Here is a 25,700-nt window from a genome sequence, read left to right as displayed (position 1 = left end):
AAATTTTTATTAGGATACCTTTATGACCACTTATTATAAAGATGCCGACCATGTCGAAACCCAAGAGTGGCTTGACGCATTCGCCTCGGTTATCAAAAACGCTGATAAAGAACGCGCTCAATTTCTACTAAAAGCACTATACAACATGGCGGTACAAGAAGGCTTGCCGTTCAACCGATTAGACACTGCTTATATCAATACCATTCCTGCTGAAGACGAGCCGAACTATCCTGGCGACCTTCACATGGAGCGTAAGCTGCGCGCATTGATTCGTTATAACGCGCTTGCGATGGTGATGCGTGCTAACCAAAATGATGATGAGCTGGGTGGTCACCTGGCGACTTTCGCATCATCTGCGACACTGTATGAGACAGGTTTTAACCATTTTTGGCGTGCACCTGATGAGAACTTTGGCGGCGACATGATCTATTATCAAGGTCACGGCGCACCAGGCATGTATGCGCGTTCATTCCTAGAAGGTCGCTTGAGCGAAGACCAACTCAAAAACTTCCGCCGCGAAGTGGGTGGTAAAGGTCTATCAAGCTATCCACATCCATATTTGATGCCTGACTACTGGCAATTCCCAACAGTATCAATGGGCCTAGGTCCATTGATGTCTATCTACCAAGCACGCGCGCAAAAATACCTGACGCACCGCAGCCTCATCAAAGACGAAGACCGCAAAGTATGGGCATTCTTAGGCGACGGCGAGACGGACGAACCTGAAAGCTTGGGTGCGATCTCAATGGCAGGTCGTGAGAAGCTTGACAACCTAATCTGGGTCATCAACTGTAACTTGCAACGTCTAGACGGTCCTGTGCGCGGTAACGGCAAAATCATCCAAGAACTAGAATCTGTATTCCGCGGCGCAGGCTGGCGAGTGATCAAGGTGATCTGGGGTGATCATTGGGATCCGCTACTTGCCAAAGACACCACGGGCGTACTAAAACACCGCATGGAAGAAGTGGTTGATGGTGATTATCAGCTGTACGAAGCGCGTGATGGTGCATTTATCCGCAAAGAATTCTTCGGTAAATACCCAGAGCTTGAAGAACTGGCAAAAGATCTGTCTGATGATGAGATTCAGCGTCTCAACCGCGGCGGTCACGACCCGAAAAAAGTCTATGCTGCTTATGCTGAAGCCATGAAAACCAAAGGCCAGCCAACGGTTATTCTAGTAAAAACCGTCAAAGGCTATGGTCTATCAAACCAAATCCAAGCGGTTAACAAAGCCCACCAAATCAAAAAACTTGACGAAAGTGGTCTAAAATACTTCCGCGATCGCTTTGATCTGCCATTTACCGATGAAGATCTTAAGACGCTGCCATTTTATCGTCCATCAGAAGATTCAGCAGAATACAAATACCTAATGGGTCGTCGTCAAGCATTGGGCGGACACTTGCCGGCACGTCGTAGTGGTCACACACCATTACAAATCCCAGAGCTGTCTATCTTTGATCAAGTACTACAAGGCTCAAAAGGCAAAAAACAATCGACCACAATGGTATTCGTGCGTCTATTGTCAGCACTACTAAAAGACAAAGCACTGAACAAATATGTCGTGCCTATCGTACCAGATGAAGCACGTACGTTCGGTCTAGAAGGCATGTTCCGCCAGCTTGGTATCTATTCATCAGTCGGTCAAAACTACGTCGCCGAAGACGCTGAAGCATTGATGGGTTATAAAGAAGCCAAAGACGGGCACATGCTAGAAGAGGGCATCAACGAAGCAGGCGCGATGAGTTCTTGGATTAGCCTTGCAACCAGCTACTCAACCAACGCCTTGCCGATGATTCCGATGTACATCTACTACTCAATGTTCGGTTTCCAGCGCGTGGGCGACCTAGCTTGGGCGGCTGGCGACATGCAGGCACAAGGCTTCTTGTTCGGGGCGACTGCAGGACGTACCACGCTAAACGGTGAAGGCCTACAACACCAAGATGGTCACAGCCACATTCTATTTGGCACCGTGCCTAACTGTGTTACATACGATCCTTGCTTTGGCTATGAGCTTGCCGTTATCATGCATGACGGTCTAAAACGCATGTATGGCGAAGGTGAGCGCGTATACTACTACATCACGCTGATGAATGAGAACTACGAGCACGAAGCCATGCCACAAGGTGTCGAAGAGGGCATCAAACGCGGTATGTACCTGCTAGAAGACAATGGCTCAAGCCAAGTTCAGCTTCTGGGCTCTGGTGTTATCCTACGCGAAGTTCAAAAAGCAGCTCGCATCCTAAATGACGACTTTGGCATCAAGGCAAATGTGTGGAGTGTCACCAGCTTCAACGAGCTGACTCGTGATGGCATGGCATGCGACGACTACAATCGTCTGCACCCAACCCAAGAAGCTAAGACCCCATGGGTAACTTCACAGCTTGCTTCACATCAAGGCATCGTGGTCGCGGCAACTGACTACATGCGCAATTACTCAGAGCAAATCCGTGGCTGGCTACCTGACAGTCGCCCATACACCACTTTGGGCACGGATGGTTTTGGTCGTTCTGACAGCCGTGAGCAGCTGCGCAACTTCTTCCATGTTAATGCTGAACACATTGTCGTGGCGACACTGAAGAAGTTGGCTGACGAAGGTGAGATCGATGTTCGTCTGGTTCAAGATGCAATCAATAGCTTTGAGATCGATGTGGATCAAGCACCTGCATGGCAACCACAGCCGCATTATGATTATTTCCCGGATGCGCCTGCCGCTGCCGTGAACGAAAACCCAACGCCAGTTCCAGATTTTGTGGAAGATTCTGATGACGCCATCAGCAGCGAAGGGCGTGCCGAAGATAAAGCAGATGCACCGATTCTAAATGACAACAATATCGCAGAACCTAAATAAGGAGACGATCAATGGAAATTAAAGCCCCTGATTTGGGTGTAGATAGTGCTGAAGTCGCCGAAATTTTGGTTAAAGTTGGCGACATCATCAACGAAAATGACAACATTGTCCTAGTAGAATCAGACAAAGCGTCGGTAGAAGTACCGTCGCCTGTCTCTGGCAAGGTAACCAGCATTGCCATCAATGTTGGCGACAGCGTTAGCGAAGGCAGTGTCTTACTTAGCGTTGAAGCTTCGGATGGTGCGGCAGCTTCTGAAAGACCAAATGACGAATCAGCGAAGACATCAGAAGCACCAGCCCTTGCTCAAGAAGAGGCTAAGCCTACCGAATCAGCTCAGTCTGCACCTGTTGGTGGTAGCCAGACCCATAATCTACCTGATCTAGGTGTTGATAGTGCTGAGATCGCTGAGATTATGGTGAGCGTTGGCGATCAAGTAGAAGAGAATCAGCCACTGCTGTTGGTAGAATCTGACAAAGCATCGGTTGAAGTGCCAGCACCTGTCAGTGGTGTGGTCGAGTCGATCTTAGTTAATGCTGGTGATAGTGTATCTAATGGTCAAGCCTTTATTGTCATCAAGGCAGAAGGGGCGGCGCCAGCATCCAAAGCAGAAGCTGCGCCAAAAGATACACCAAAACAAGAAGCGCCAAAAGCATCTGCTCAAGATGAGTTGCCAAAACCTGCATCATCAAGCAGCGCCAAACTGCCAGAAGTAGAAGTTAACGCACGAGCCAAAGACGCTCACGCAGGGCCTGCGGTACGTAAGCTTGCGCGTGAACTGGGCGTGGACATCAGCACCGTCAAAGGTACAGCTGCCCACGGTCGCATCCTAAAAGAAGACCTATTCAGCTATGTCAAGTCGGTGATGACGGGTGCGCAAGCTGCACCAAAAGCAGCACCTGCTGCAAGCGGTTCAGCGATCAGCTTGCCACCACTGCCTGACATGAGCAATAAAGAAATCTGGGGTGAGATTAAGACGGTTGATCTAACGCGCCTACAAAAAGTCTCTATCCCACAGCTTAACCTAAACACGCTTTTGCCACAGGTTACGCAGTTTGATTTGGCGGATATTACCGATACCGAAGCCATGCGTAACGATCTAAAAGCCGAGTTCAAGGCTCAAGGCGTAGGCTTGACCATTTTGGCGTTTATCGTTAAGGCGGTGGCGTATGCTCTGACCCAGCACCCTAAATTCAACAGCCATGTCTCAGACGACAACACCCAAATGATTATCCGTAAATCGGTGAACATGGGTATTGCGGTGGCGACTGATGATGGCTTGATTGTGCCTGTGATTCGTGATGCCCAAGCCAAAGGCATTCGCCAGCTTGCCATTGAAATTGGTGAGCTTGCCAAAAAAGCCCGTGATAAGAAACTGTCCGCCAAAGACTTGCAAGGTGCGTCATTCACCATTTCAAGCCAAGGCAACATGGGCGGTACTTATTTCACACCACTTGTCAACCATCCGCAAGTGGCGATTTTGGGGATCTCTGAATCTACTTATCAGCCACGCTGGAACGGCAAAGAGTTTGAGCCACGTCTCATGCTACCGTTGTCTCTATCGTACGACCACCGTACGATTAACGGAGCGGATGCGGCGGTGTTCACTCGCTATATTGCTAAGCTGTTGGCTGACCCGCGTAAAATCTTACTTTAATAAAAACAAACAAAAAAGGTGGTATCATACCGCCTTTTTTGTGTATGGATGATTGTAAAATAGGCATTGTTTGGCTATACTAAATTTTTTGCTTGGATTTGTGCATGAAGTTATTTTTCAAATCATTGACGTTAGCTGTGATTACTTCGACTTGCATCAGCAATATAGCTTTTGCAGACATTCCCTTTACTAAGGATGACTTAATCGGCAAATGGGAATGTTATGATCATGATCCAGAATTGCAGTTTCGTGCCGAATCCGTCATCGAGAATCGAGCGGATGGAACACATAGCGAAAACTCCGTGATGTATTTTGATGATGAGGCGTCTGAATATCATCAAATCAACAAGACAAAACTCATCTCTAAGTGGGCGCTCGATGGTGATGTCATGAGCTTTTATGATGCTGTTATCAGTTATTATGAAGTGGACATGCCAAACTATGACGAAGAAAGTACAGGCATATCAAAATATGGTTTTATGATATTTAACACCGTTATCAATCGCGCCGAATTAGAGAAATCTATGGTTGACGATCTGTCATCAAAGATTAAATTTATTGACAAGAACACCTATATCTACACATCTGTAGAGGAAGATTTTTTGCCTGTAGAACAGGGTTATTGCAAGCGCGTACTTTAATTCACCCATGAACGATGATGACACATACGAACAAGGAGTATCAGTGAGAGTATTATTAATAAGTGCCATCTTGATGGCTTTGGCACTGCCAAGTCATGCGATGAGCTTTACACGTGCCGATGTGGTTGGTGATTGGTTATGCCAGACCGATTATCAAGGCGAAAAGAACAAACGTCTGATACGTTACCATGCTGATGGCACGGCCGATGAATATAATGAGATAATATATCAAGGCCCATCTAGCCCCACATTAGAATTTATCGAGACACATTACAACTGGCGCCTAGAGGGTGATAAGCTACATATGGATGGCTTGAACAGCTTGGATTATTATGAGCAGTATTACTTCTTGCCAGGTGGGCTCGTTAGAGTAGATGACAGCAAAACCGCCGAATATCAAGAATACATTGTTGAGGGCTTTCAAGAAAACGATTGGCATTATGTGGCATTCGATGATAAAGACACGCAACGTTTTTATTTTGAAGATGGCTATGGCGGTGTTTGCAAGCGTTTAAAATAAATCAAGCTACACAAAGTAATTAATATATAATTATATGGTAATTACGATAAATTCATCAATATATCAATCTTAGGAGTTGTCATGACAACCTACATACCCCCAAAAGTTTGGGGTATTAATGCCATTAATATGGGCGGTAAATTTGGCGGCACGAACCGACCAACCGCCGGCGCACGACATGAACAGACATTACCAAGCGGCGATAAGCCGTATCAGCTATACAGCCTAAACACCCCAAATGGCGTTAAGGTAAATATCATTCTAGAGGAATTAAAGGCTCAAGGTTTGCTTGATTTTGATGCTTATAAGATTGATATCATGACGGGCGATCAGTTTGGTTCAGACTTCGTTGAAATCAATCCAAACTCAAAGATTCCTGCGCTTGTCGATCATACTGGCGATGATTCTGTAAGTGTTTTTGAAAGCGGGGCGATTTTGTTATACCTTGCCCAAAAATACGACCAGTTTTTACCAAAAGATGCCGCCAAGAATGCCGAAGTATTATCTTGGCTCATGTGGCAGATGAGTTCTGCGCCTTTTGTGGGCGGTGGGTTTGGGCATTTTTATGCTTATGCGCCAGAACCGATCGAATACGCCATCAACCGCTACACAATGGAAACCAAGCGTCAGCTTGATGTGCTAAATCAACACTTGGCGAATCATGATTACATCGCAGCTGACGAGTACAGCGTTGCAGATATGGCGATTTATCCTTGGTATGGCTGGTTGGTATTAGGTAAATTATACGTGACGGACAGTTATGATGCGGCGACTTTCTTGGATGTGGACAATTATCCAAATGTCCAAAAATGGGCAAAACGCATCGCTGCTCGTGATGCCGTCCAACAGGCCGAAAAACTAACCCTACAGCCAATTAATTGAACAAAAATCCGCTCAACATTGAGCGGATTTTTGTGGTATATCAGAACTTATAATTCACGCCAAGACGAGTTGTACTCTCGACACTACCTTCAGTCATTGGGCTGTCTTTTTGGGCTGATGACAGCCATACAAAGCGCTGATTGGCAAATAGGGCGATATTGTCGTTCATGTCATAATTGACCATCGCAGAGATGAATGGGCTGATGCCATCATCCGCTTGGTAAGCCTGTACGCCAGTGCGTGCGCTTTCACGCTCAGTCACGCCATAGTAGTAGTTGTTGTAGTTCTTGTCGCGCCATGTCGCGCCAAATGATGGATAAATGGTGAATTTATCGACATTAAAGCGGCTAACGTGCGACAAGGTCACAGCCGTACCATCATGACGACCGCCAACATCGGTAGCAACTTTAGCCTTGAATCCACCAATTGGCGTGATGTGCATGTAGCTGGCATGTGCAAGGATGGAGGCTTTACGCTCATCCAAGCCTTTAATTTCATCATCAGCATCATCTGGATCAAAGCTACGCCCATCGTAGCCAACGCCGATGCGCGCATGATGCTTGCTGTCTTTATAAGGATAAAAGCCCAATTCGCCACCTTCAATGTACCAGCGGTTATTGTCATAAAAACCTTGTGGGGCAAAGCCAACTGTCTTGTCAGTCTTATAAGCGCTGGCGGTGTAGCCGACATTCACACCAAGACTAAGCCGCGCATCTGGATCGACAGGCAGGCTTTGGGCGTGGGCAGTAAGGCTTACAAAAGCCAAAACAAAAGCTGACGCGGCGAATTTTTTCATGATTAATTCCCAAATAAAGTAAATGAAATCAAAGCTATTATAAAACAAATCTATAAATGATGTGTAGTTTTTGGTAAATGGGTAAATCTGATATTAAAAACCGTGCAAACCAATGGATCTTACAGGCGATTCATTTAAAATTACGAATGTCCAAAAATTACCAGAACCGATTAGTTATACTTCGCATAATGTATATTATGTTAAATAATAAAAATAGCTATAGAAGCTTTTATCGACCTTTAATTAAATCATTTTTATCTTAGTTTGTACTGTTCATTTTATTAATAAACCCGCCAATCTTACGATCCATATTCGCCATGCTTGATTTATATTGCTCATTAAAAACCATTAGTCTGATTTGGCATTACAATAATTCATGATTTAATTGATGGTATTTCTTGCGCTTTTGTTTTAGCATGTTGTTTTTATTTTTTGGAATTTGGTGGATTATGAGAGATTTATCCCAAGTAGGCACAAGCAAAACGCTAAACTGGCGTGCGTTCGGACCTGGCATTCTAATGGCGTCAGCAGCAATCGGTGGTTCGCATCTGATTTCATCAACGCAAGCTGGTGCGCTTTATGGTTGGCAGCTTGCCATCATGATTATTTTGGCGAACGTATTTAAGTACCCATTTTATCGCTTTGGTACTTAAATACGCCTACAGTACAGGCGACAGCCTAGTTGTCGGCTACGCCAAAAAATCACGTGCTTACTTGTGGATTTTCTTTATTCTGTGCATCATGTCGGGCATCATCAGTACGGGTGCGGTCGCCCTGCTGTGTGCTGTGATTTTAGGTCATTTATTGCCGTTCGAGCTTGGCACATTACCACTTGCGGCGGGGGTTATGATTGCATCGTGGGTGCTGTTGGTGGCTGGTCACTATAAAGTACTTGACAACATCACCAAGTGGATCATCATGGCCCTGACTGTCGCAACCATCGCCGCAGTCGCGGTTGCCGTGGGCAAGCCTCCTGTGATGCAGCCTGATTCTATTGAGGCGTCACCTTGGAATCTGGCAACGCTTGGCTTTATCATCGCACTCATGGGCTGGATGCCTGCGCCACTAGAATTCTCAGCGATCACATCGGTTTGGACATCCAAGAAAATCCGTACCGATCACACCAGCCGCTATCAAGGCATGGTTGACTTTAATGTAGGCTATATGACATCTGCGATTTTAGCGCTATTTTTCTTGGCGCTTGGCGTATTCGTACAATATGGCTCAGGCGAAGAGATTGCCATGCAAGGCGGCGCCTATGTTGGTCAGCTGATCGAGATGTACACGCAGACCATCGGCGAATGGTCAAGATTGCTTGTTACCTTCATTGCATTTTTGTGCATGTTCGGCACGGTGATCACGTGTATCGACGGTTATGGACGTACCAACGCAGAGAGCCTATCACTGATTAAATCAGGCGACACCCTATTGTCTGAAAAGTATGTCAAACTATGGACGACATTCACCGCGATCGCAGGTTATGTATTGATTGCCTTCTTTATGGGTCAATTGGCCGCATTATTAAAATTCGCCATGATCAGCGCTTTCGTTACCGCGCCTATCTTTGGTTACCTAAACTACTCACTCATCAAAAGCGAAAACAAACTAACACCGGTCATGAAATGGTACGCCATCGCAGGTATCGCATTCTTGTTAGCATTCACCCTGCTGTTCTTACTGCAGTCTTTTAAGATCATTGGTTGATTGATTTTACAAATAATAAACCTGCTCATGTGGCAGGTTTATTATTCGGATTATCTGTCTAGATTTGGGCGTTCTCCAAGTGTGATTTGAAGCGTCATTAGCTCTGTATTACGAATAATTTTTGCTGTTAGTGTGGTATTTGGTGTGTGCCGAGACACCACACCTGATAGAGTATTGGCATCCTTGATCGCAACACCATCTAGCTCCACGATAATATCGCCCGCCTGTAGTCCTGCAGCATAAGCAGGCGCACCTTCCCAGACTTGCGTCACCAAGACGCCTTGGCTTGATTCTAGGCTGATCGGATTGGCTTGATTCTGGGCAATGCCAACACCAAGCCAACCACGGCTGACTTTGCCATTGGTGATGAGCGCGTTCATGACCTGCTCAATAATGCTTGTTGGAATAGCAAAACCAATGCCCATCGACCCACCAGAACGCGAATAAATAACCGTATTAATCCCAACAAGCGCGCCTTCAGAATCAACGAGCGCCCCGCCTGAATTACCAGGATTAATCGCTGCATCCGTCTGAATAAAATCCTCAAAGCTACTAATACCAAGTCCTGTACGCCCTGTCGCTGAGATGATGCCTTGAGTGACTGTCTGACCAACACCAAAAGGATTGCCAATAGCAAGTGCCACATCGCCAACACTGATGGGCGAACTGCGAAATGCTAGCGGTTCTAGATCATCAAGCTCTACTTTAATCACGGCCAGATCACTGTCTGCATCACTGCCAATGACTTTCGCGCGCGTCTTGCGTCCGTCGTTTAGCGCGACGATGATGTCATCAGCCTGACTGACGACATGCGCATTGGTGACGATGTAGCCATCCTTTGAGACAACCACCCCCGAACCCAAGCTTGCGCCTTGCTGCATCTGAGCACCATAATACTGCTCAAAAAACTCCCTAAACGCCGGATCATTCATATAAGGATGGCGAACGGTCTGAGTTGTATAGATATTAACCACTGATTTAGCGGCACGATTTACCGCATCTTTATATGAGCTGATGGCGGGTGCTGCGTTGGAGATTTGGGCAGGTTCAGCCGTTACGGGTGTCCAAGCTTGATTCTCATGTGTCGGCTGTGCTATCGCCTGCTGGGGCGTACGCATAAAAAAGGACCAATATAAAACAGCTGCCAACACTAATGCGATCAGCCATGGCAAAATCAGCCAAATACTTGCGCCCTTCTCACGACGTGGTGAATGCTGCGGATGGTTCATTCAGTATCCTTATTCAAATTAAATCTTCGGTATTATAATGGATAAATATTGGGATAATTTTGCGAAGATAAAGTGAATTTAAATAAAATTATTACTCAATTATACGATTAATCACTGAGCGAGGCTGCAATTTTATAAATCACCACAAACACCCAGCATTTGCACAATAAACAAAAAATCGTTAAAATAATTTATTTTATTATTGTAGAATTATTATGACCGCCATTACCGCTACCGCTCTGAGTGCCTTTTGTGATGAATACCTAGGCGCGGATGAATTTAACGACTACTGCCCCAACGGACTACAAGTCGATGCCGAAACGCCCATCACCAAGGTCATCACTGGAACGACCGCCTGTCAAGCACTCATTGATGAAGCCATCCGTGAAGATGCACAAGCGATTTTGGTGCATCATGGTTATTTTTGGAAAGGTGAACCCGCGCCTTTGGTTGGCATGAAAGGTCGTCGTGTGCGCACATTGATGCAGCATGGGATATCGCTCATCGCATATCATTTACCCTTGGACGCCCATCCTATTATCGGTAATAATGCCCTACTTGCCAAGGCGCTTGACCTTGAGGTAACTGGCGCATTATATCCCCATGAGAAGCATCCGATTGGCAACATCGCTACATGCGAGCCGATTACTCCTGCTGATTTTGCTGATAAAATCACTGCCAAACTGGGTCGCACCCCACTACATATCGCAAGTGGTAAATCCCACCTTGTCAAAATCGCACTATGTACAGGCGGCGCTCAGGACATGATCGAACAAGCCGCCAAGATGGGCTGCGATGCGTTCATCTCAGGGGAGATCTCCGAGCGCACGACACATAGTGCGCGTGAGCTAGGCATAGATTATTTTGCCGCAGGGCATCATGCCACCGAACGCGATGGCATTCGTGCGCTTGGCGAGGTCGTCGCTAAGGAGATGGGCGTGGAAGTGGTATTTGTAGATATTGACAATCCTGCATGATATTAGGCTGTAAATAAACAAGACTTTAGACTCTAGCATATAGCATTTATTTAGGTAATAAAAAAACCGCACTCTATGTGCGGTTTTTTGTTTGGTTTATTTGTTCGGTACAGTTAGCGTCTGACCGATGCGAAGACTTGCGTTATTCGCAAGATTATTCATCTTTGCAAGCTCTTCAGTGCTGATGCCGTAGCGACGTGCTAGCGAGATCAGATTATCGCCCGATTTTACCTTATAGGTTGTGGTAAGCTTTGGCACCTTAATAACTTGACCGCGGCGCAACTGAGCATTAGTGGCAAGATTATTTGTCTTCGCCAAATCATTGACAGACACACCAAATCTGGTCGCCAACCCTGTTAAGTGCTCACCAGATTGAACGGTGTAATTTTCAGTATTGGCGACGGTGTTACCTGCAGGCGTAGCTTGTGATGGCGTCGCTTGAGTGTTTGCGCTTTGTCTGCGAGCAGGCTTAGCAGAACCTGCAGCAGGAATGGTGATGGTCGTACCTAATAGTAAGTTTGAATTGGTATTTAGATCATTCGCATCCGCCAATTCCTTAATGGTAATGCCGTGACGTGATGCCACCGATGTCAGGCTATCGCCAGATTTGACGGTGTACTTGATCGGTTGATTATTTAATTTACGAGCAACGGTTGCATTTGATACCGGCACCTTGATGACCTGACCTGCAATCATGCCAGCATTTGGCTGGAAGTTATTCAGCGCTGCGATGTCCGCATTAGACACACCCAAGCTATTAGCAATGCCTGTTAGCGTATCGCCTGGCTTAACAGTATAAGCACCCGTCTGAGCACTTGCACGCTGACTGGCAGGCTTCGGTGCTGTATTGGCGGCAGGCGCGACATTTGTCACTTTTGCGGCAGGTACCTTAATCTGCTGACCAATCAATAGACCATCAGTTGGCGACAGACCGTTTAGCTCAGCCAGCTGATGCACGCTAATGTCGTGTTTACGTGCGATAGAAGTTAGGCTCTCACCTGCCTGTACGCGGTGTGTTGCTGTCTTGGTGTTATTAGCAGTGTTATTAGTCTTAGTGGCTGTATTGGTGGCTGTTTGTGCAGGCTTAGGTGATGGTTTGACCTTACCTGGTACTAACCACAATTTCTGACCACGTTGAACATAGGTGTTCGTACTGATGTTGTTATAGCTTGCTAATTGATTTACTGTCAGATTATTCGCTGCAGCGATGCCTGTCAATGTATCACCAGAGCGCACGGTATAACTCTCAGGACGTGCTGCAGGTTTACGCTCTGCAGGTCGAGATGTATTGGCATTCGTCTGTGGACGTGGCTGCTGCGGAGCTGCCACAGGTGGCGGTGTATAACTTGGCTCAATGACAGGCTCAGATGCAACAGGTTGTGGCTGTGGTGCAACTGCGACAGTCGTGGCAGGTGCTGAGTAGCTTAGTGACTTGGACTGGCCACGTGCTTGTAATACAGACTGAGCTGTCTGTAGTGCGTCTAGCTGAATATTGCCGTCGTTAGGGTTTACCGCTTGTACCGCTTCAGGTGTCGTCGCTTGGATCTGTGCAGCGATAAAGTCACGCTCTTCTTGAGTCAATGGCGGCTCTTGAACGATGGTGTTATTGGCAGTCACCTGCGCAATGGTGGTCGGCAAGGTATTAGACTGCATCAGCTCTTGCTGTGATGTTGAATTGACAGCAGCGCCTTTATTTGGTAGAACGTACTGGGTCGTCTGTGCAGGCGCTGTGGCTGAATATGAACCGCCATAGCCAAAGCCAGTCAGTGCAGACAGCTGATCATCAACACCACTATTTAGACTATCAGGAATTACGATACGATTTGGGCCTGCACTATCAACCGTAAAATTAGTTAACGCCGGGTTAAGTAGACGCAATTCATCAAAAGGCACGCCAGTGATGTTAGCGATCTCTTGTAAGCTAATACCATAGTTCACAGGTACAGTCCTAAAATGCGAATGGTTGGCGATGGCAGGCAAGTTTACGCCATAGCTAGATGGCGATGCGACAATCTGCGACACCGCGATAAAGCGTGGCACATAGTTCATCGTCTCAGTAGGTAGATTCAATGACCAATAATCAGTTGGCAAGCCCGCCGCTTCGTTAGCACGAATAGCACGAGACACCCTGCCAGGACCTGCGTTATAAGCCGCTAAGGCAAGCTCCCATGAGCCAAATTGATTATAAAGGCTGGTCAAGAAATCATAGGCAGCACGAGTCGACTCGATCACATCACGGCGACCATCGTAGCTTGAGCTTTGATTTAGACCATAAATACGACCTGTACTTGGGATGAACTGCCACAGACCTGCCGCCGCCGCATTAGAGGTGGCAGATGGATCGTACGAACTTTCGATGATTGGCAGTAATGCAAGCTCAGTTGGGATGCCACGACGCTCTGCTTCCGTCACTGTATGGTGCAGATAACGTGATGCACGCGCAGTCAGACGATCAAGGTAGCTTTGACGGCTATAGAACCATGACTTTTGAGCTTCGATACGAGCATTATAGGTGTCGCCCATCTTGTAGCCACGGCGTACACGATCCCATAAGTTACCATAGCGTTGAACCGTCAGAGCATCGCCTTGCACCATGCTCATGTCCGTGGCTTGCAATAAATCTTCTAATTCATCAAGCATCGCTTCATCCAACACGCCGCTATAGCCACTTGATTGGCTTTGTGTGGTTGGCGTTGCGGTTGTGCGTGCAGTATTGTTGGTTGGCGTGCTGGTGCCTGTACTACTACATGCTGCCAAAAAATAAGCCGACACCGCAAGCGTCAATGGCTTCATCAGCCCCACTGTGCGTGAATTTTTTTGGTTTTTTGTGCAGTCTGGATGGTCGTTGGTAGACAATGAATGTGACATATGGGATAAGCCTTAATTACCAAAACATAAAATAAAAAAATAATGAATAAAATTCCATATTTTACAAATAATTTATCCACCCAAGCACAACATAAATCAGCACTTAGGCGCTATAAACATAGGTAGATTATCGCTTAGTACAACCCAAGCAAACATCAAACCTTACAATGTGAAAATAACTGCTTAATAATGCCTGATTTTTTGTGCATTATCAACCATCAAATCAAAAATTTACCATAAAAATACCGTCAGCCGTGCTTATTTTACAAAACACCACTGACGGTAAAGTACCTGAAAAATAACTATATTTTGAGCAATAGCATCATCAGCTCACAGCACCAAAAATCAGTTAATCGTCACCTGCGATACCGAACGTATTAGCACCGCATTAGAACCAGATTCTGACAGTGTCGCTCTCGATGTCGTGATGAGCTTAACAGGCTTGCCATTTTCTGTCCATGTCTCTGTGGTCACTACCTGAGCTCGGGCTTGGTTGCCTGTGATCACCACATCACTGATGCTGATGTTATAGCGGTAATTGTCTGATTTTGCCCAGCTTTTTTGGAGGAGCTGTAGATAGCCATTCTTATCTAAGTTGGCAGTTCTGCCGTTACGAGTCAAAGAGATAATGACTTCATCAGAGATAAGGCGTGAGATTTGCCCGATGTTTTGGCTATTGGCTGCTTGATTCATGGCAGCAGCATAAGCTTGAACAGATGATTCGCTGATCGCATGGGCTGGCGCACTGATTAATGTCGCTGCACCCAATGCTGCCATCAAGCCAAGTCCCATAGAACGGCTAACTTTATTCATGGGTAGTCTCGTCACCGCCGCGATCGCAGTGGCGAATGCGCCGATTTTCATGCCTGTTTTTAGGTAAGTTTTTTTATTGTTCTTGATGCTCACGTTGCACCTCATGTAGATGAATTATTATCGTCGGTGTGACGAGATAAGGTAAAGATAGCAAATTACCTTTAATCAATCATGGCTAATTGTAACAACTTGTTGCAGTTTTAAGAGCTTAATGTGTGCTGCCCTATTTATCATCATCCAATCATTCAACTTCCTCAAGCTTGGCCCCGATGCGATTCATGCGGCGATCCATTAATTGACGTGCCAATGCCTGCATGTCATCCACGCGGTCGAATTCATCAACAATCTCAAGACCCAATAGCGTCTCTAGCACATCTTCGAGGCTTACCAGACCTTTGACCTCGCCAAATTCACCCACAGCCAACGCGATATGAACACGTTCTTTTAGCATAAGATCAAGCAGATCAAACAGCTTCATTTTAGCAAACACAAAATTAATATCACGCTTGAAATGCTTGATCGGCGTGTGATTTTCCTGGTTGGCCTTGGCGATGAGCAGGTCAGACTTTAGAATAAAACCTGTAGTATCGTCCAAATCTTCACTAAAAATCGGAAAACGAGAAAACGGTAGCTTAGGATGATTGGCAAAAATATCACCGACCGTCATCGTCTCATCGAATGCCACGATCACAGAACGTGGCGTCACGATGTCTTCGACATTAATCATGCTAAGCGCCAAAGAGTTCTTAATAATACGCGTCTCAAGCTCACTCATTTGCCCCAAGCTCTCACCCTGATTGGCAAGCGCGATGAACTCATGACGGCTAAAAGTCGATTCTGTATTACCACGCGTCACCAACCGAGAGATTTTCTCTGCGAACCACACGATCGGCATTAATACAAAATTAATCGCGCGCACATAATACGCCACCGGAATGGCAAAACGTCGCCAGTAAGTCGTGCCTAGTGTCTTTGGGATAATCTCTGTACCGATCAAAATCGCAATCGTCATCACCGCACTAAATACACCAAACCACACATCGCCAAAGACGATCGTCGCCTGCGCACCAGCACCAAGCGAACCCAAAGTATGCGCGATGGTATTTAATGTAAGGATAGATGAGATGGATTTTTCGATATTATTGACCTTAACATCCTCCAAGAGTGCTGCAGCTTTTGGATCTTCTTCTCGAAGAGTATCAACATAAGATGGCGTCATCGTCAAAAGCGTGGCTTCTGAAATTGAACAAATAAATGATGCGACCAAAGATAAGGAAATAAAAAACACAAGCAAAATGATGTTGGTCGTGCCGACTTGTGCACTTTGATTGGCATGGGCAGCCAAAGGCAAACAAAGACTAAAAATAAGAAAATAAGGGATAAAGCGCGATCGGTGACGGGGCATAAAGGGAAATTAATAAAAATGGAAATGTAATATTAAGCCAAAATCACCACAACTGCAAGCATTGTTATATGGTATTTTTATAAAAATCCTTTAAAGATTCAAAACCTTGCTTATTTTTAAATTTAAATGCCGTGAAATGATTTGGCGCACATTCTGGCAAGCTTGGTTTGATTCTAAGAAAAATCACCTGCTATCATTCAGATTATCCGTGAAATTACATGGTTTTATAAGGTATTTTTGTGGTATGATATGCGTTATTTTTGCCTTTTATTCACTCATTTTTTTATTGAAGGAGTTATAATATGTTGGAATTATTCATCACCAGCGCACACGCAGCTGCTGCCCCAGCACAACCAAACGCCCTATTGCAAATCCTGCCAATGGTGGCTATTTTTGCGATTTTTTATTTCCTAATTATTCGCCCACAATCAAAGCAAAGAAAACAACATCGCGCGATGGTAGATAGCTTAGCAGCGGGTAATGAAGTGGTATTTGCCGGGGGTCTTATGGGTAAAATCACCAAAATCGAGGGTGATTATGCGGTCATCGCTTTAAACCCGACCAACTCTATTAAAGTTCAACGTGCAAGCGTCATCAGCGTTCTACCTGCTGGTACAATAGACAATATCTAAGCAACAACAAGACTTGCTTTGGCAGGTTTTGTTTTTTTTCATTGTTTTAATTTTGCGCAACGCTAAATTGCGCCTTAACCATAAGAAAAACCTATGCATTACCCTGCTTGGAAATACATACTTATCGCTGTAGTGCTCGTCATTTCTGGCTTGTATGCCCTGCCTAATTTATACCCTGATGAGCCTGCGGTACAGATTACTGGTGCATCGGCTGGCGTGCAATTAACAGAAGATGTTGTAAACGAATCTCAAGGACTGCTCGATAAAGCAGGACTTAGCCATCATGGCGGCAGCTTTAGTAATAATAGCGCTTTGGTGCGTCTATCAACCGCCGAAGATCAATTAAAAGCTCAAGAAGTTCTGCGCCGTGAATTGGGTGAGAACTACGTCGTCGCTCTAAACCTTGCCCAAACCACCCCAGAATGGCTGCGTAACATCGGCGCAAAACCGATGAAGCTAGGTCTAGACTTGCGTGGTGGTGTGCGCTTCGTGCTTGAAGTGGACATGGCAAAAGCCCTAGAGCAACGCCTAGCAACCGCAAGCCAAGACGCAAGACGCGCCCTACGCGCCGACAAGATCGCCATCAAAAGCCTACGTACTACCGAAGATGGTATGATGCTTGTGTTCAATGGCAATGACATTCGTGATCGCGCACAGAGCATCTTACAAGCCCAGATGGCAAACGAATTCACATTGCGTCCTTTGGCTGATACCGAAGGCGCAGCACTACAACTAAACTACACCGAAGCTCGTCTTAATGAGATTAATGAATATGCAGTGGGTCAGAACTTAACGACCCTGCGTAACCGTATCAACGAGCTTGGTGTCGCTGAAGCTTTGGTTCAATCACAGGGCGCTAACCGCATCGTCGTTGAGCTGCCTGGTGTACAAGACACCGCTGAAGCTAAGCGTGTACTTGGTCGCACGGCAAACCTAGAATTTCGCATGGTGAGCGATGACACTGATAGCTTTACCGGTGGCATTGCGCCTGCTGGCACCGAAGCTTATCCATTTGGTGACTTAAATGGCCCGCCTATACTTTTGAACCGCCAGCCCATCGTTACTGGTGAAAAAGTTCAAGGCGCTCAAGCAGGTCTGGATGAAAATGGCCGCCCACAAGTATCGATAAACCTTGACACTCAAGGTGGTAGGCTGATGCAAAACGCTACAGCTCCTGCTGTAGGCAAACAAATGGCGGTGCTATTCATTGAAAACAAACAGCGCGTAAGCTACGAGACCGAACCTCAGACTGGAGAGACGACAGAAGTTCGTACGCCATATTCTGAGACACGTGTCATTAACCGCGCGACGATTAATGCTGTACTAGGTTCATCTTTTGTGATTACCGGTCTGGACTCTACCGCCGAGGCTGATGAACTTGCCCTACTGCTTCGTTCTGGCGCACTGGCTGCACCAATGTATTTCGTTGAAGAGCGTACCATCGGCCCATCATTGGGTCAAGACAACATCGATAAGGGTCTATTCGCCTCAAAAATCGGCTATCTACTCGTCTTCTTGTGGATGATCGTCTTCTATCGCGCTTGTGGTGTGATTGCCAGTATTGCGCTTGCCTTTAACATTGTCATGCTGGCTGCCATCATGTCAATCATTGGCTCGTCTTTGACACTGCCAGGTATTGCCGGTGTCGTATTGACCATGGGTATGGCGGTCGATGCTAACGTACTTATCTTTGAGCGTATTCGTGAAGAGATTGACGCAGGCGCCAGAGCCAAATCAGCCATCGTGGCAGGTTTTGACCGTGCGTTTAGCTCCATTTTAGATGGCAACATGACCACGCTATTGGTAGCGTTTATCTTGTTCGCGGTTGGTACAGGTCCTGTCAAAGGCTTTGCCATTACGCTTGCCATTGGTATCATCACGTCTTTATTTACCGCCATCATCGTGACGCGTGCACTCATGCAGATTTGGTATGGCTATCGTAAAAACTTGACAAAAATCAGCATCGGTTAGGAGTATATGATGACAAATGATAATAATCCAATCGATAACCACGACGAACTAAACGCTAAAGAGGCGCGTCGTCGCCGTGGTCCACGCCGCGATGGTAAAGGCAGTAATGCTCGTGCGAACGAAGAAGCGCTTGCCAATCAAGACATCATCGCTGTTGATGAAGCCGCTGAAAAAGCAGGTGGCGCCAAGCTGATTGGCAACCGTCGCATCCTGCCATTCATGAAGCTTGAGATCCCGATGGTTATCCTATCAGCGCTACTGGTGATTGCAAGTGTGGTCGCCATCGCAGTTAAGGGATTAAACCTTGGTCTTGATTTTACCGGTGGTGTGTCGGCTGACGTCTCTTATGGTCAGCCTGTTGAGCAGGCACAAGTTGCCAGTGCATTATCGCAGCAAGGCTTTAATGATGCTGTTGTACAGTATCTAGGTACGCGTAGTGAACTATTGGTTCGCCTACCACCTCAGGATACCCAAGACCCTGAAGGTCTTAGCCAAGCGCTAACCTCAGCATTAAACTTACCATCAAATCCTGCCAGTGTTGAGAACATTAACATCATTGGCAGTCAGGTAGGTAATGAAATTTATCTAGATTCATTACTTGCCATCGGTTTGGCGCTGTTGCTCATGATGGTCTATGTATCGCTCCGATTCCAGTTTAAGCTGGCTTTGGGTGCGGTACTGGCACTGTTTCATGACGTGATCGTGGTGTGTGGCTTGTTTGCTATTTTTGGTTGGCCATTTGACTTGACCGTGCTAGCGGCCGTTCTTGCGTTGATTGGTTATTCGGTGAACGACACGATCGTTGTCTATGACCGCATTCGCGAGAATTTCCGCCGTGTTCGTGGTTTGACGCCTTATCAAGTAGTTGACCTGTCACTGACCGAAACACTAAGACGTACTTTCATGACCACAGGAACCGTTTTCGTGGTGGTGCTTGCGCTCTTATTCTTGGGTGGTGATGGTCTGTTCTGGTTTGCACTGGCTCAGTTTATCGGTACGATTGCAGGTACTTACTCTTCGATCTATGTTGCCAGCTCAATCCCGCTGCGCATGGGTTTGTCTCGAGAGGACTTTGTCGTACAGGTTAAGCCTGAATTTGAAGAAGAGGTGGTGGTATTCGCCGATCCCGAACTTCAAAATACCAAAGACTAATCAAAAATCCCCAAATGCCATATTTGGGGATTTGTCTTTTTGGCGTATAATACCTTTAAATAAATAATAAAAATTCAAATTAATACAATCATGCTTCACCCAAGCCATTCATTTAACCAATTATCGCAAAGAACCCAAGGCTATCTTCTGGTGCTACTTACCATGTGTGTATGGGGAAGTTTTAGCCTGCTATCACGAGTTACCGTGGCATGGCAAATCTCGCCTTGGGATGTGATCGCCATGCGCTTTGCCTTTTCTGCATTGATTCTACTGCCGGTCATCCACCATCAAAAAGACTGGCAATTCCTATGGTCGAGACGATCTGTTGTCCTAGCGCTAATGGGTGGTGCTGGTTATAGCTGTCTGGTTTATACCGCCTTTGCCCTTGCGCCTGTGGTTCACGGTGCTGTATTCTTAAATGGTATGATTCCTGTGGCGACTGCGCTGCTACTGTGGGCATTCTTTCGGGTTAAGCCGGATCGCAATACCAAAATCGCACTTGGTATCATCATCATGACTTTATTGGCGATGACGACAATGATCATGACAGGCGCGTATCACTTCAATACCGGTGATGCGATTTTTGTGGCTTGTGCTTTTTGCTGGGCGGGCTTTAGCGTCCTACTTAGAGAATGGCAACTAACTCCATGGCAAGCGATGTGCAGTACGGTCTTTTGGTCGGCGGTTATTTATTTGCCGATCTATGCATTTTTTATTGGATTTTCTTCGCCGAACGCAAGCATCATTCACCTAGGCATACAAGGCATCTTTCATAGCGTACTGGTGATGATTGTTGCCACAGTTACTTATGCCATGGCGGTCGCGCGATTGGGTGCTTTTCAGGCGGGCGGGCTATCGTCACTTGCGCCCTTTATGTCTGCCCTGCTCGCTGTACCACTGCTGGGTGAACCACTTAGCACGGTCATGGTGCTCGGTCTCATTGGCATGGGGCTTGGCACGGTACAGCCGTGGCGCTGGCTCAATCGTTCTTAATTTAAAAACCATCTTAATCATAGGAGGCTATATGAACACTCTAAAAAACATCACCATCTACTGCGGTTCAAACTTCGGGACGACACCCGATTATTACGAAGCGGCCAAGCAGATGGGCAAAACTCTGGCCTTCCAAGGCATGCACCTCATCTACGGCGGTGGTAAAGTAGGTCTGATGGGCACCATTGCAGATGCTACCCTAGCGCATGGCGGAACAGTGACGGGCGTGATTCCTACATTCTTAAAGCAAAAAGAAGTTGCTCATCTAGGATTAACCCAATTAATCGAGACACCTGACATGGCAACCAGAAAATACAAGATGATTGAGCTTGCTGATGGATTTATCGCCATGGCAGGTGGTATTGGCACCTTGGAGGAGCTTTATGAAGTGCTGTCATTGCTACAGCTACGTCAGCACGCCAAACCGATCGGCATTCTTAACACCAAAGGATTTTTTACACCGTTCTTAGAGACACTGCAGCGATGCGCAGATGAAGGCTTCATGCCGCAGTCGAACATGGGTCTGATCTGTGTATCTGATGATCCTGCAGAATTATTAAAGCAAATGGCAAACTTTGAATTTAAAGATGCGCCCAAATGGGTACGCCCAAGTTGGCTGGGCGAACAAGACACTCCAAATTGGTAATTCTTGATGAAATATTTGCTAAAAATTGAGCATTTTTTGATGAAATCATCAAAATTCATACAAAAAACACTTGCAATAAAATAAAACGAATGTACACTATATTCAATCTGTTTTTTTGCGTGTTTGTTGGCGCATTTTGAACAATTTTTAGCAAGTTAAATGACGCACTCCCAGTTTTACGCTAGGCGTTTTTGAAAAAATTTGTTACAATAAACGGTGTTATTTAATTTTTTAATTTCAACCCATTGTTAAAAAGGTGATGGCTATGGACATCAAAAAAATTCGTGAACTCATTGATTTAATGGAAGAAAAAGATCTGGTCAATCTTGAATACGGTCATGATGATAACTACGTGAATCTAACCCGTAACGTCGCTGTACAGACCATCGCCGCACCTGTCGCAACCACAGCCGCACCTGCTGCACCTGCAGCGGCCACCGCACCAAAGGCACCGAGCGGCAAAGTTGAAACCTCGCCAATGGTGGGTGTATTCTATTCAGCACCTAGCCCAAATGATCCTCCGTTCGTTAAAGTCGGTCAAAAAGTCCAAGCAGGCGACCAGCTAGGTATCATCGAAGCAATGAAAATCATGAACCCATTAGAGGCCACCCAAAGCGGCATCATCGAAGAGATTCTGGTAAATAATGCCGACGTGGTACAATTCGGTCAGCCTGTCATCCGCTACAAAGCGTAGGTGAATCATGATTAAAAAACTATTGATTGCAAACCGTGGTGAGATCGCCCTGCGCATCGTACGTGCCTGTAAGCAGCTGGGCATCTCTACCGTGGGCGTGTACTCGACAGCCGACAAAGATCTCATGCACCTGCGATTCGTAGATGAAGCGGTATGCATCGGTAACGCCCCTTCTTCTCAAAGTTATCTTGACGTGAATGCCATCCTATCGGCTGCTGAAGTGACTGGCGCGGATGCGATTCACCCCGGTTATGGTTTTTTGTCGGAGAATGCTGACTTTGCTGAGAAAGTAGAAGAAGCGGGTCTGACCTTCGTGGGTCCTCATGCTGATCACATTCGCCTAATGGGTAACAAAGTATCAGCCATTAACGCCATGAAAAAAGCGGGCGTGCCGACTGTGCCAGGCTCTGTTGGCGCAATCACCCTACACAACGCCGAAGAGCAGGCTAAGAACATCGGCTTTCCGCTGATCGTAAAAGCAGCAGCTGGCGGTGGTGGTCGTGGCATGCGTGTGGTAGAACGCTTCGAAGAACTCATCAACCAAGTACAAGCTGCCAAGGCAGAGGCTGAAAGCGCCTTTGGTGATGACACCGTATATATGGAGCGATTCTTAAAGAACCCTCGCCATGTCGAGGTTCAGGTACTTGGCGATGGTAATGGTAATGCCCTACACCTGTTCGATCGTGACTGCTCGCTACAGCGCCGCCACCAAAAAGTACTAGAAGAAGCGCCAGCACCTGGCATTCCTGATGACATCAGACAGCCAATTCTAGATGCGTGCGTGCGCGCTTGTGAGCAGATTAAGTATCGCGGTGCGGGCACCTTTGAGTTTCTATATGAAGACGGTCAATTCTTCTTTATTGAGATGAATACACGTGTTCAGGTAGAACACCCTGTTACTGAGATGATTACGGGCATTGACATCATCGTTGAGCAATTAAAAATCGCCGCAGGTTATGGACTGTCTTATCATCAAGACGAGATCACCATCCGCGGTCATGCCATCGAATGCCGTATCAACGCGGAAGATCCTAAGACTTTCATGCCCTGCCCTGGCAAGATCGAAAATATGTTCGCACCAAGCGGTTCTGGCGTACGCTTTGATAGTCATCTGTATCAAGGGTATAACATCCCTAGCTACTATGACTCAATGATTGGTAAGCTGATCTGCCATGCGCAAACACGCAGTCAAGCCGTTGCAAAGACATTGCACGCATTGGATGAGCTGATCATCGAAGGCATCAAGACCAACATTCCACTACATCGTGATGTCATTCTCCAAGATGAGAATTTTGTTAATGAAGCACAAAACATTCATTATCTAGAAAATCATCTGCTAAAGCCACAAGACAGCAAATAATCAAATAAGGGTGCGATCAGCACCCTTATTTATTTGTCAAGTTATAACGAATTAACTCTCAGCCAAAACCACTTTTTTGATACAGATAAAGCGCCAGAGCTGACGTCTTTTCGCCACAAGATGTTGCTGGCGAATATTACGCCTTGCCAAGCGAGTAGCTCTTAGCTTGGCGGGATGTGGTCGTTGTCTGCGTCGATTAATGATCTTCCTGCGCATCTTCTGCCCCCATTAGCAACTGTAGCATGATTTGGCGATATTTATCATCGCTGGACTTTAGGCGTTCAATGAATTCGTTACCATACTCAAACACGTTTACGCTATTTTGAGCATTTGGCACACGCAGATGACTTGGCAGACGATCAAAGTCATGGCTGGCCTTAGGATTGATGGTCGTAAATACATCCACAAACATCGGCTCTTTGGCAGAGATCACATCTTTAGCGAGCTGACCTTGTTTGATTTGCTTAGTCAGATAATGACGATAATGTATCCAGTTGATCTGACCTGATTTGATGCCGTAATGCCAAACGGGCGCATATGAAGACACCTCGCTTTCTTCAGCTGCTGACCCTGACTGATTTAGATTGTCATAATAGCCGTCAATTTGAACTCTTAGAATGCTTAGTAGCAAGCCCATGAATTTTTCGCTGCTGAATTTTAGCTTATCAGTAGTGTCTGTTTCATCCTGGCTCTGACCGATGGGTGCGCTCACATTGATGCTGCTTTCACCATCAATCAAGTCGTACTCATGATAAGTCGGTTCATTCTGAAGCTGCGGGTATTTGGCAGTGATATCATTATACAATGTGTCAGCGAAGATATAGCGGCTATAGGCTCGTGCCTTGGCAGTTGGTGCATTTTGAATGATGCGCGTACTGTCGTTGATGCGAGATTTCACTGTGTCATTGACATTCTCTTCAAAGAACGGCAAGTCGTATAGTGCCTGCGCAGAGACTTGCTTGATGGATGCATCATCTAGACTTTGGAAGCTTTCTTTCTTGGCGTTAAGGTAGGCGCGGATGAATTCTTTGGCAAAGCCCTCAGGCAGGCTACCGTCATTTAGCGGAATGGCAAGCCATTTATTATGCCATTTATCGCCAAGATTCTTGTCAGCCAGATTGCTGTTCGCCAACGCGAAATTGTCCGCCCACAGGTAAATGATTCCTGCTTTTAGATCAACGTAAATCGGCTGATTCATGGCGATATTGAGATTCTTGGAATGATATTCAACACTTGGCAAAGCAGTGATTATGCCAGATAGCGGCTGATAGCGCCCCACAATCGTAGCCTTGGTGGGCTTGATGAGATATTCGTTCAACAGCTTGGCTTTCTTGACATCAAGTGCGGTGTGATTGCCGTCATGCTTAGCAGAATTGACTTCTTGGAGTTTTAGCTTTTGGCTTTCTGCATGAGCAGAGATGGCAGTGGTAAGTACCTCTCTCATCTCTTCAGGAGTTAAGTCTTTAGACTGTTGATAAAACTCTTCAAAATCAAAGCTCTCGTAAGCATCCACGCCATATTGATCACTTACACATGATAGATAGCGCTCTTTAATGGCTTGTTTTTGATCATCTAAATCGTCAGATGGTTCTGATTTTAATAGTGCAACGTACGCTTCTTCGTGTTCATTTTCGCACACTCTCATCATGTCGTCAGCGGCAGACAGCTGTTCGGGCGTGGCATTCGCCAATGCATCACGGCGAATATGATTGGAGGCGTAGACCGTCGTTTGATAATCAAAAGATGAGCGCAGCTGAGATTGAATTGCTTGGCTTAATGCTGATTTGGCATCTGGCGCGGTGGGTATTTTGGATTCTTCAGGGGTTAGCGCACTTTGTCCTGTTGTGGTGCAAGCTGATAAGGCAAGCGACACAGCGATCGCAAAGGGTGTAAATTTCATTAAAGTCATCATAT

Annotated in this window: 19 protein-coding genes and 1 pseudogene; 14 read left to right on the top strand and 6 right to left on the bottom strand. The window is 46.2% G+C overall.

Annotated elements, in window-relative coordinates; translation table 11 throughout:
- Positions 1-22: 22 nt before the first annotated feature.
- From aceE to yghU, 5 genes are all read left to right on the top strand, one after another.
- Positions 23-2,848 carry a pyruvate dehydrogenase (acetyl-transferring), homodimeric type gene (aceE, locus tag AAX10_RS04715; protein ID WP_046699985.1) on the top strand — a complete coding sequence of 942 codons (2,826 nt, stop codon included), beginning with the start codon at positions 23-25 and terminating at the stop codon, positions 2,846-2,848.
- Between the two features lie 11 nt (positions 2,849-2,859).
- The gene (locus AAX10_RS04710; RefSeq protein WP_046699984.1) at positions 2,860-4,503 is read left to right on the top strand and encodes a dihydrolipoyllysine-residue acetyltransferase; all 1,644 of its coding nucleotides are present in this window, start codon (positions 2,860-2,862) and stop codon (positions 4,501-4,503) included.
- Positions 4,504-4,607: 104 nt separating this feature from the next.
- On the top strand, positions 4,608-5,144 hold the full coding sequence (locus tag AAX10_RS04705; protein WP_046699983.1) for a hypothetical protein: 537 nt from the start codon (positions 4,608-4,610) through the stop codon (positions 5,142-5,144).
- A 43-nt stretch (positions 5,145-5,187) separates the two neighbouring features.
- A complete protein-coding gene (locus AAX10_RS04700; protein WP_036362628.1) occupies positions 5,188-5,664 on the top strand; it encodes a hypothetical protein in 477 nt (158 codons plus the stop codon).
- A gap of 81 nt (positions 5,665-5,745) precedes the next feature.
- Positions 5,746-6,546 carry a glutathione-dependent disulfide-bond oxidoreductase gene (gene yghU, locus AAX10_RS04695; protein ID WP_036362624.1) on the top strand — a complete coding sequence of 267 codons (801 nt, stop codon included), beginning with the start codon at positions 5,746-5,748 and terminating at the stop codon, positions 6,544-6,546.
- Between the two features lie 40 nt (positions 6,547-6,586).
- Here the strand turns inward: yghU and AAX10_RS04690 are convergent, their stop codons facing one another.
- Positions 6,587-7,342 (bottom strand): MipA/OmpV family protein, encoded by a 756-nt coding sequence (locus AAX10_RS04690; protein WP_046698166.1) that lies wholly within the window; start codon positions 7,340-7,342, stop codon positions 6,587-6,589.
- A 449-nt stretch (positions 7,343-7,791) separates the two neighbouring features.
- Here AAX10_RS04690 and AAX10_RS04685 point away from each other — a divergent pair.
- Positions 7,792-9,046: pseudogene (locus tag AAX10_RS04685) on the top strand (NRAMP family divalent metal transporter).
- A 50-nt stretch (positions 9,047-9,096) separates the two neighbouring features.
- Here the strand turns inward: AAX10_RS04685 and AAX10_RS04680 are convergent.
- Positions 9,097-10,275, bottom strand: coding sequence for a S1C family serine protease (locus AAX10_RS04680; RefSeq protein ID WP_046699982.1), 1,179 nt, complete (start codon positions 10,273-10,275; stop codon positions 9,097-9,099).
- 215 nt (positions 10,276-10,490) lie between these two features.
- Here AAX10_RS04680 and AAX10_RS04675 point away from each other — a divergent pair, with 215 nt between their 5' ends.
- Entirely contained in the window at positions 10,491-11,252 is a 762-nt protein-coding gene (locus tag AAX10_RS04675; RefSeq protein WP_046699981.1) for a Nif3-like dinuclear metal center hexameric protein, read from the top strand.
- Between the two features lie 96 nt (positions 11,253-11,348).
- On the opposite strand, the gene AAX10_RS04670 is transcribed toward AAX10_RS04675, so the two are convergent.
- The 3 genes from AAX10_RS04670 to AAX10_RS04660 all read right to left on the bottom strand — a co-directional run bounded on the left by AAX10_RS04670 (position 11,349) and on the right by AAX10_RS04660 (position 16,278).
- Complete coding sequence (locus AAX10_RS04670; RefSeq protein ID WP_046699980.1) at positions 11,349-14,120, bottom strand: LysM peptidoglycan-binding domain-containing protein; 2,772 nt, start codon at positions 14,118-14,120, stop codon at positions 11,349-11,351.
- Positions 14,121-14,465: 345 nt separating this feature from the next.
- Positions 14,466-15,026, bottom strand: coding sequence for a hypothetical protein (locus tag AAX10_RS04665; protein WP_226997824.1), 561 nt, complete (start codon positions 15,024-15,026; stop codon positions 14,466-14,468).
- A gap of 148 nt (positions 15,027-15,174) precedes the next feature.
- Positions 15,175-16,278 (bottom strand): CNNM domain-containing protein, encoded by a 1,104-nt coding sequence (locus tag AAX10_RS04660; protein WP_226997823.1) that lies wholly within the window; start codon positions 16,276-16,278, stop codon positions 15,175-15,177.
- A 365-nt stretch (positions 16,279-16,643) separates the two neighbouring features.
- Between AAX10_RS04660 and yajC the strand changes: the two genes are divergently transcribed.
- The 7 genes from yajC (at position 16,644) to accC (ending at position 23,786) form a co-directional block, all read left to right on the top strand.
- The gene (gene yajC / locus AAX10_RS04655) at positions 16,644-16,970 is read left to right on the top strand and encodes a preprotein translocase subunit YajC (RefSeq protein WP_036363174.1); all 327 of its coding nucleotides are present in this window, start codon (positions 16,644-16,646) and stop codon (positions 16,968-16,970) included.
- A 93-nt stretch (positions 16,971-17,063) separates the two neighbouring features.
- Positions 17,064-18,941 carry a protein translocase subunit SecD gene (gene secD / locus AAX10_RS04650; RefSeq protein ID WP_046699979.1) on the top strand — a complete coding sequence of 626 codons (1,878 nt, stop codon included), beginning with the start codon at positions 17,064-17,066 and terminating at the stop codon, positions 18,939-18,941.
- A 9-nt stretch (positions 18,942-18,950) separates the two neighbouring features.
- Complete coding sequence (secF, locus tag AAX10_RS04645) at positions 18,951-20,093, top strand: protein translocase subunit SecF (protein ID WP_046699978.1); 1,143 nt, start codon at positions 18,951-18,953, stop codon at positions 20,091-20,093.
- Between the two features lie 90 nt (positions 20,094-20,183).
- Positions 20,184-21,086 (top strand): DMT family transporter, encoded by a 903-nt coding sequence (locus AAX10_RS04640; protein ID WP_046699977.1) that lies wholly within the window; start codon positions 20,184-20,186, stop codon positions 21,084-21,086.
- Positions 21,087-21,117: 31 nt separating this feature from the next.
- Entirely contained in the window at positions 21,118-21,732 is a 615-nt protein-coding gene (locus tag AAX10_RS04635; protein WP_046699976.1) for an LOG family protein, read from the top strand.
- 265 nt (positions 21,733-21,997) lie between these two features.
- Positions 21,998-22,426 (top strand): acetyl-CoA carboxylase biotin carboxyl carrier protein, encoded by a 429-nt coding sequence (gene accB / locus AAX10_RS04630; protein WP_046698160.1) that lies wholly within the window; start codon positions 21,998-22,000, stop codon positions 22,424-22,426.
- A 7-nt stretch (positions 22,427-22,433) separates the two neighbouring features.
- Complete coding sequence (gene accC, locus AAX10_RS04625) at positions 22,434-23,786, top strand: acetyl-CoA carboxylase biotin carboxylase subunit (RefSeq protein WP_046698159.1); 1,353 nt, start codon at positions 22,434-22,436, stop codon at positions 23,784-23,786.
- Positions 23,787-23,982: 196 nt separating this feature from the next.
- On the opposite strand, the gene AAX10_RS04620 is transcribed toward accC, so the two are convergent.
- Entirely contained in the window at positions 23,983-25,695 is a 1,713-nt protein-coding gene (locus AAX10_RS04620; RefSeq protein WP_046699975.1) for a hypothetical protein, read from the bottom strand.
- Between the last annotated feature and the right edge of the window lie 5 nt (positions 25,696-25,700).

The sequence above is a fragment of the Moraxella bovoculi genome (assembly GCF_000988745.2).
In the GTDB taxonomy this organism is placed as follows: domain Bacteria; phylum Pseudomonadota; class Gammaproteobacteria; order Pseudomonadales; family Moraxellaceae; genus Moraxella; species Moraxella bovoculi.
Note: the sequence above shows the minus strand (reverse complement) of the source record. Positions and strands in the feature narration are given on the sequence as shown.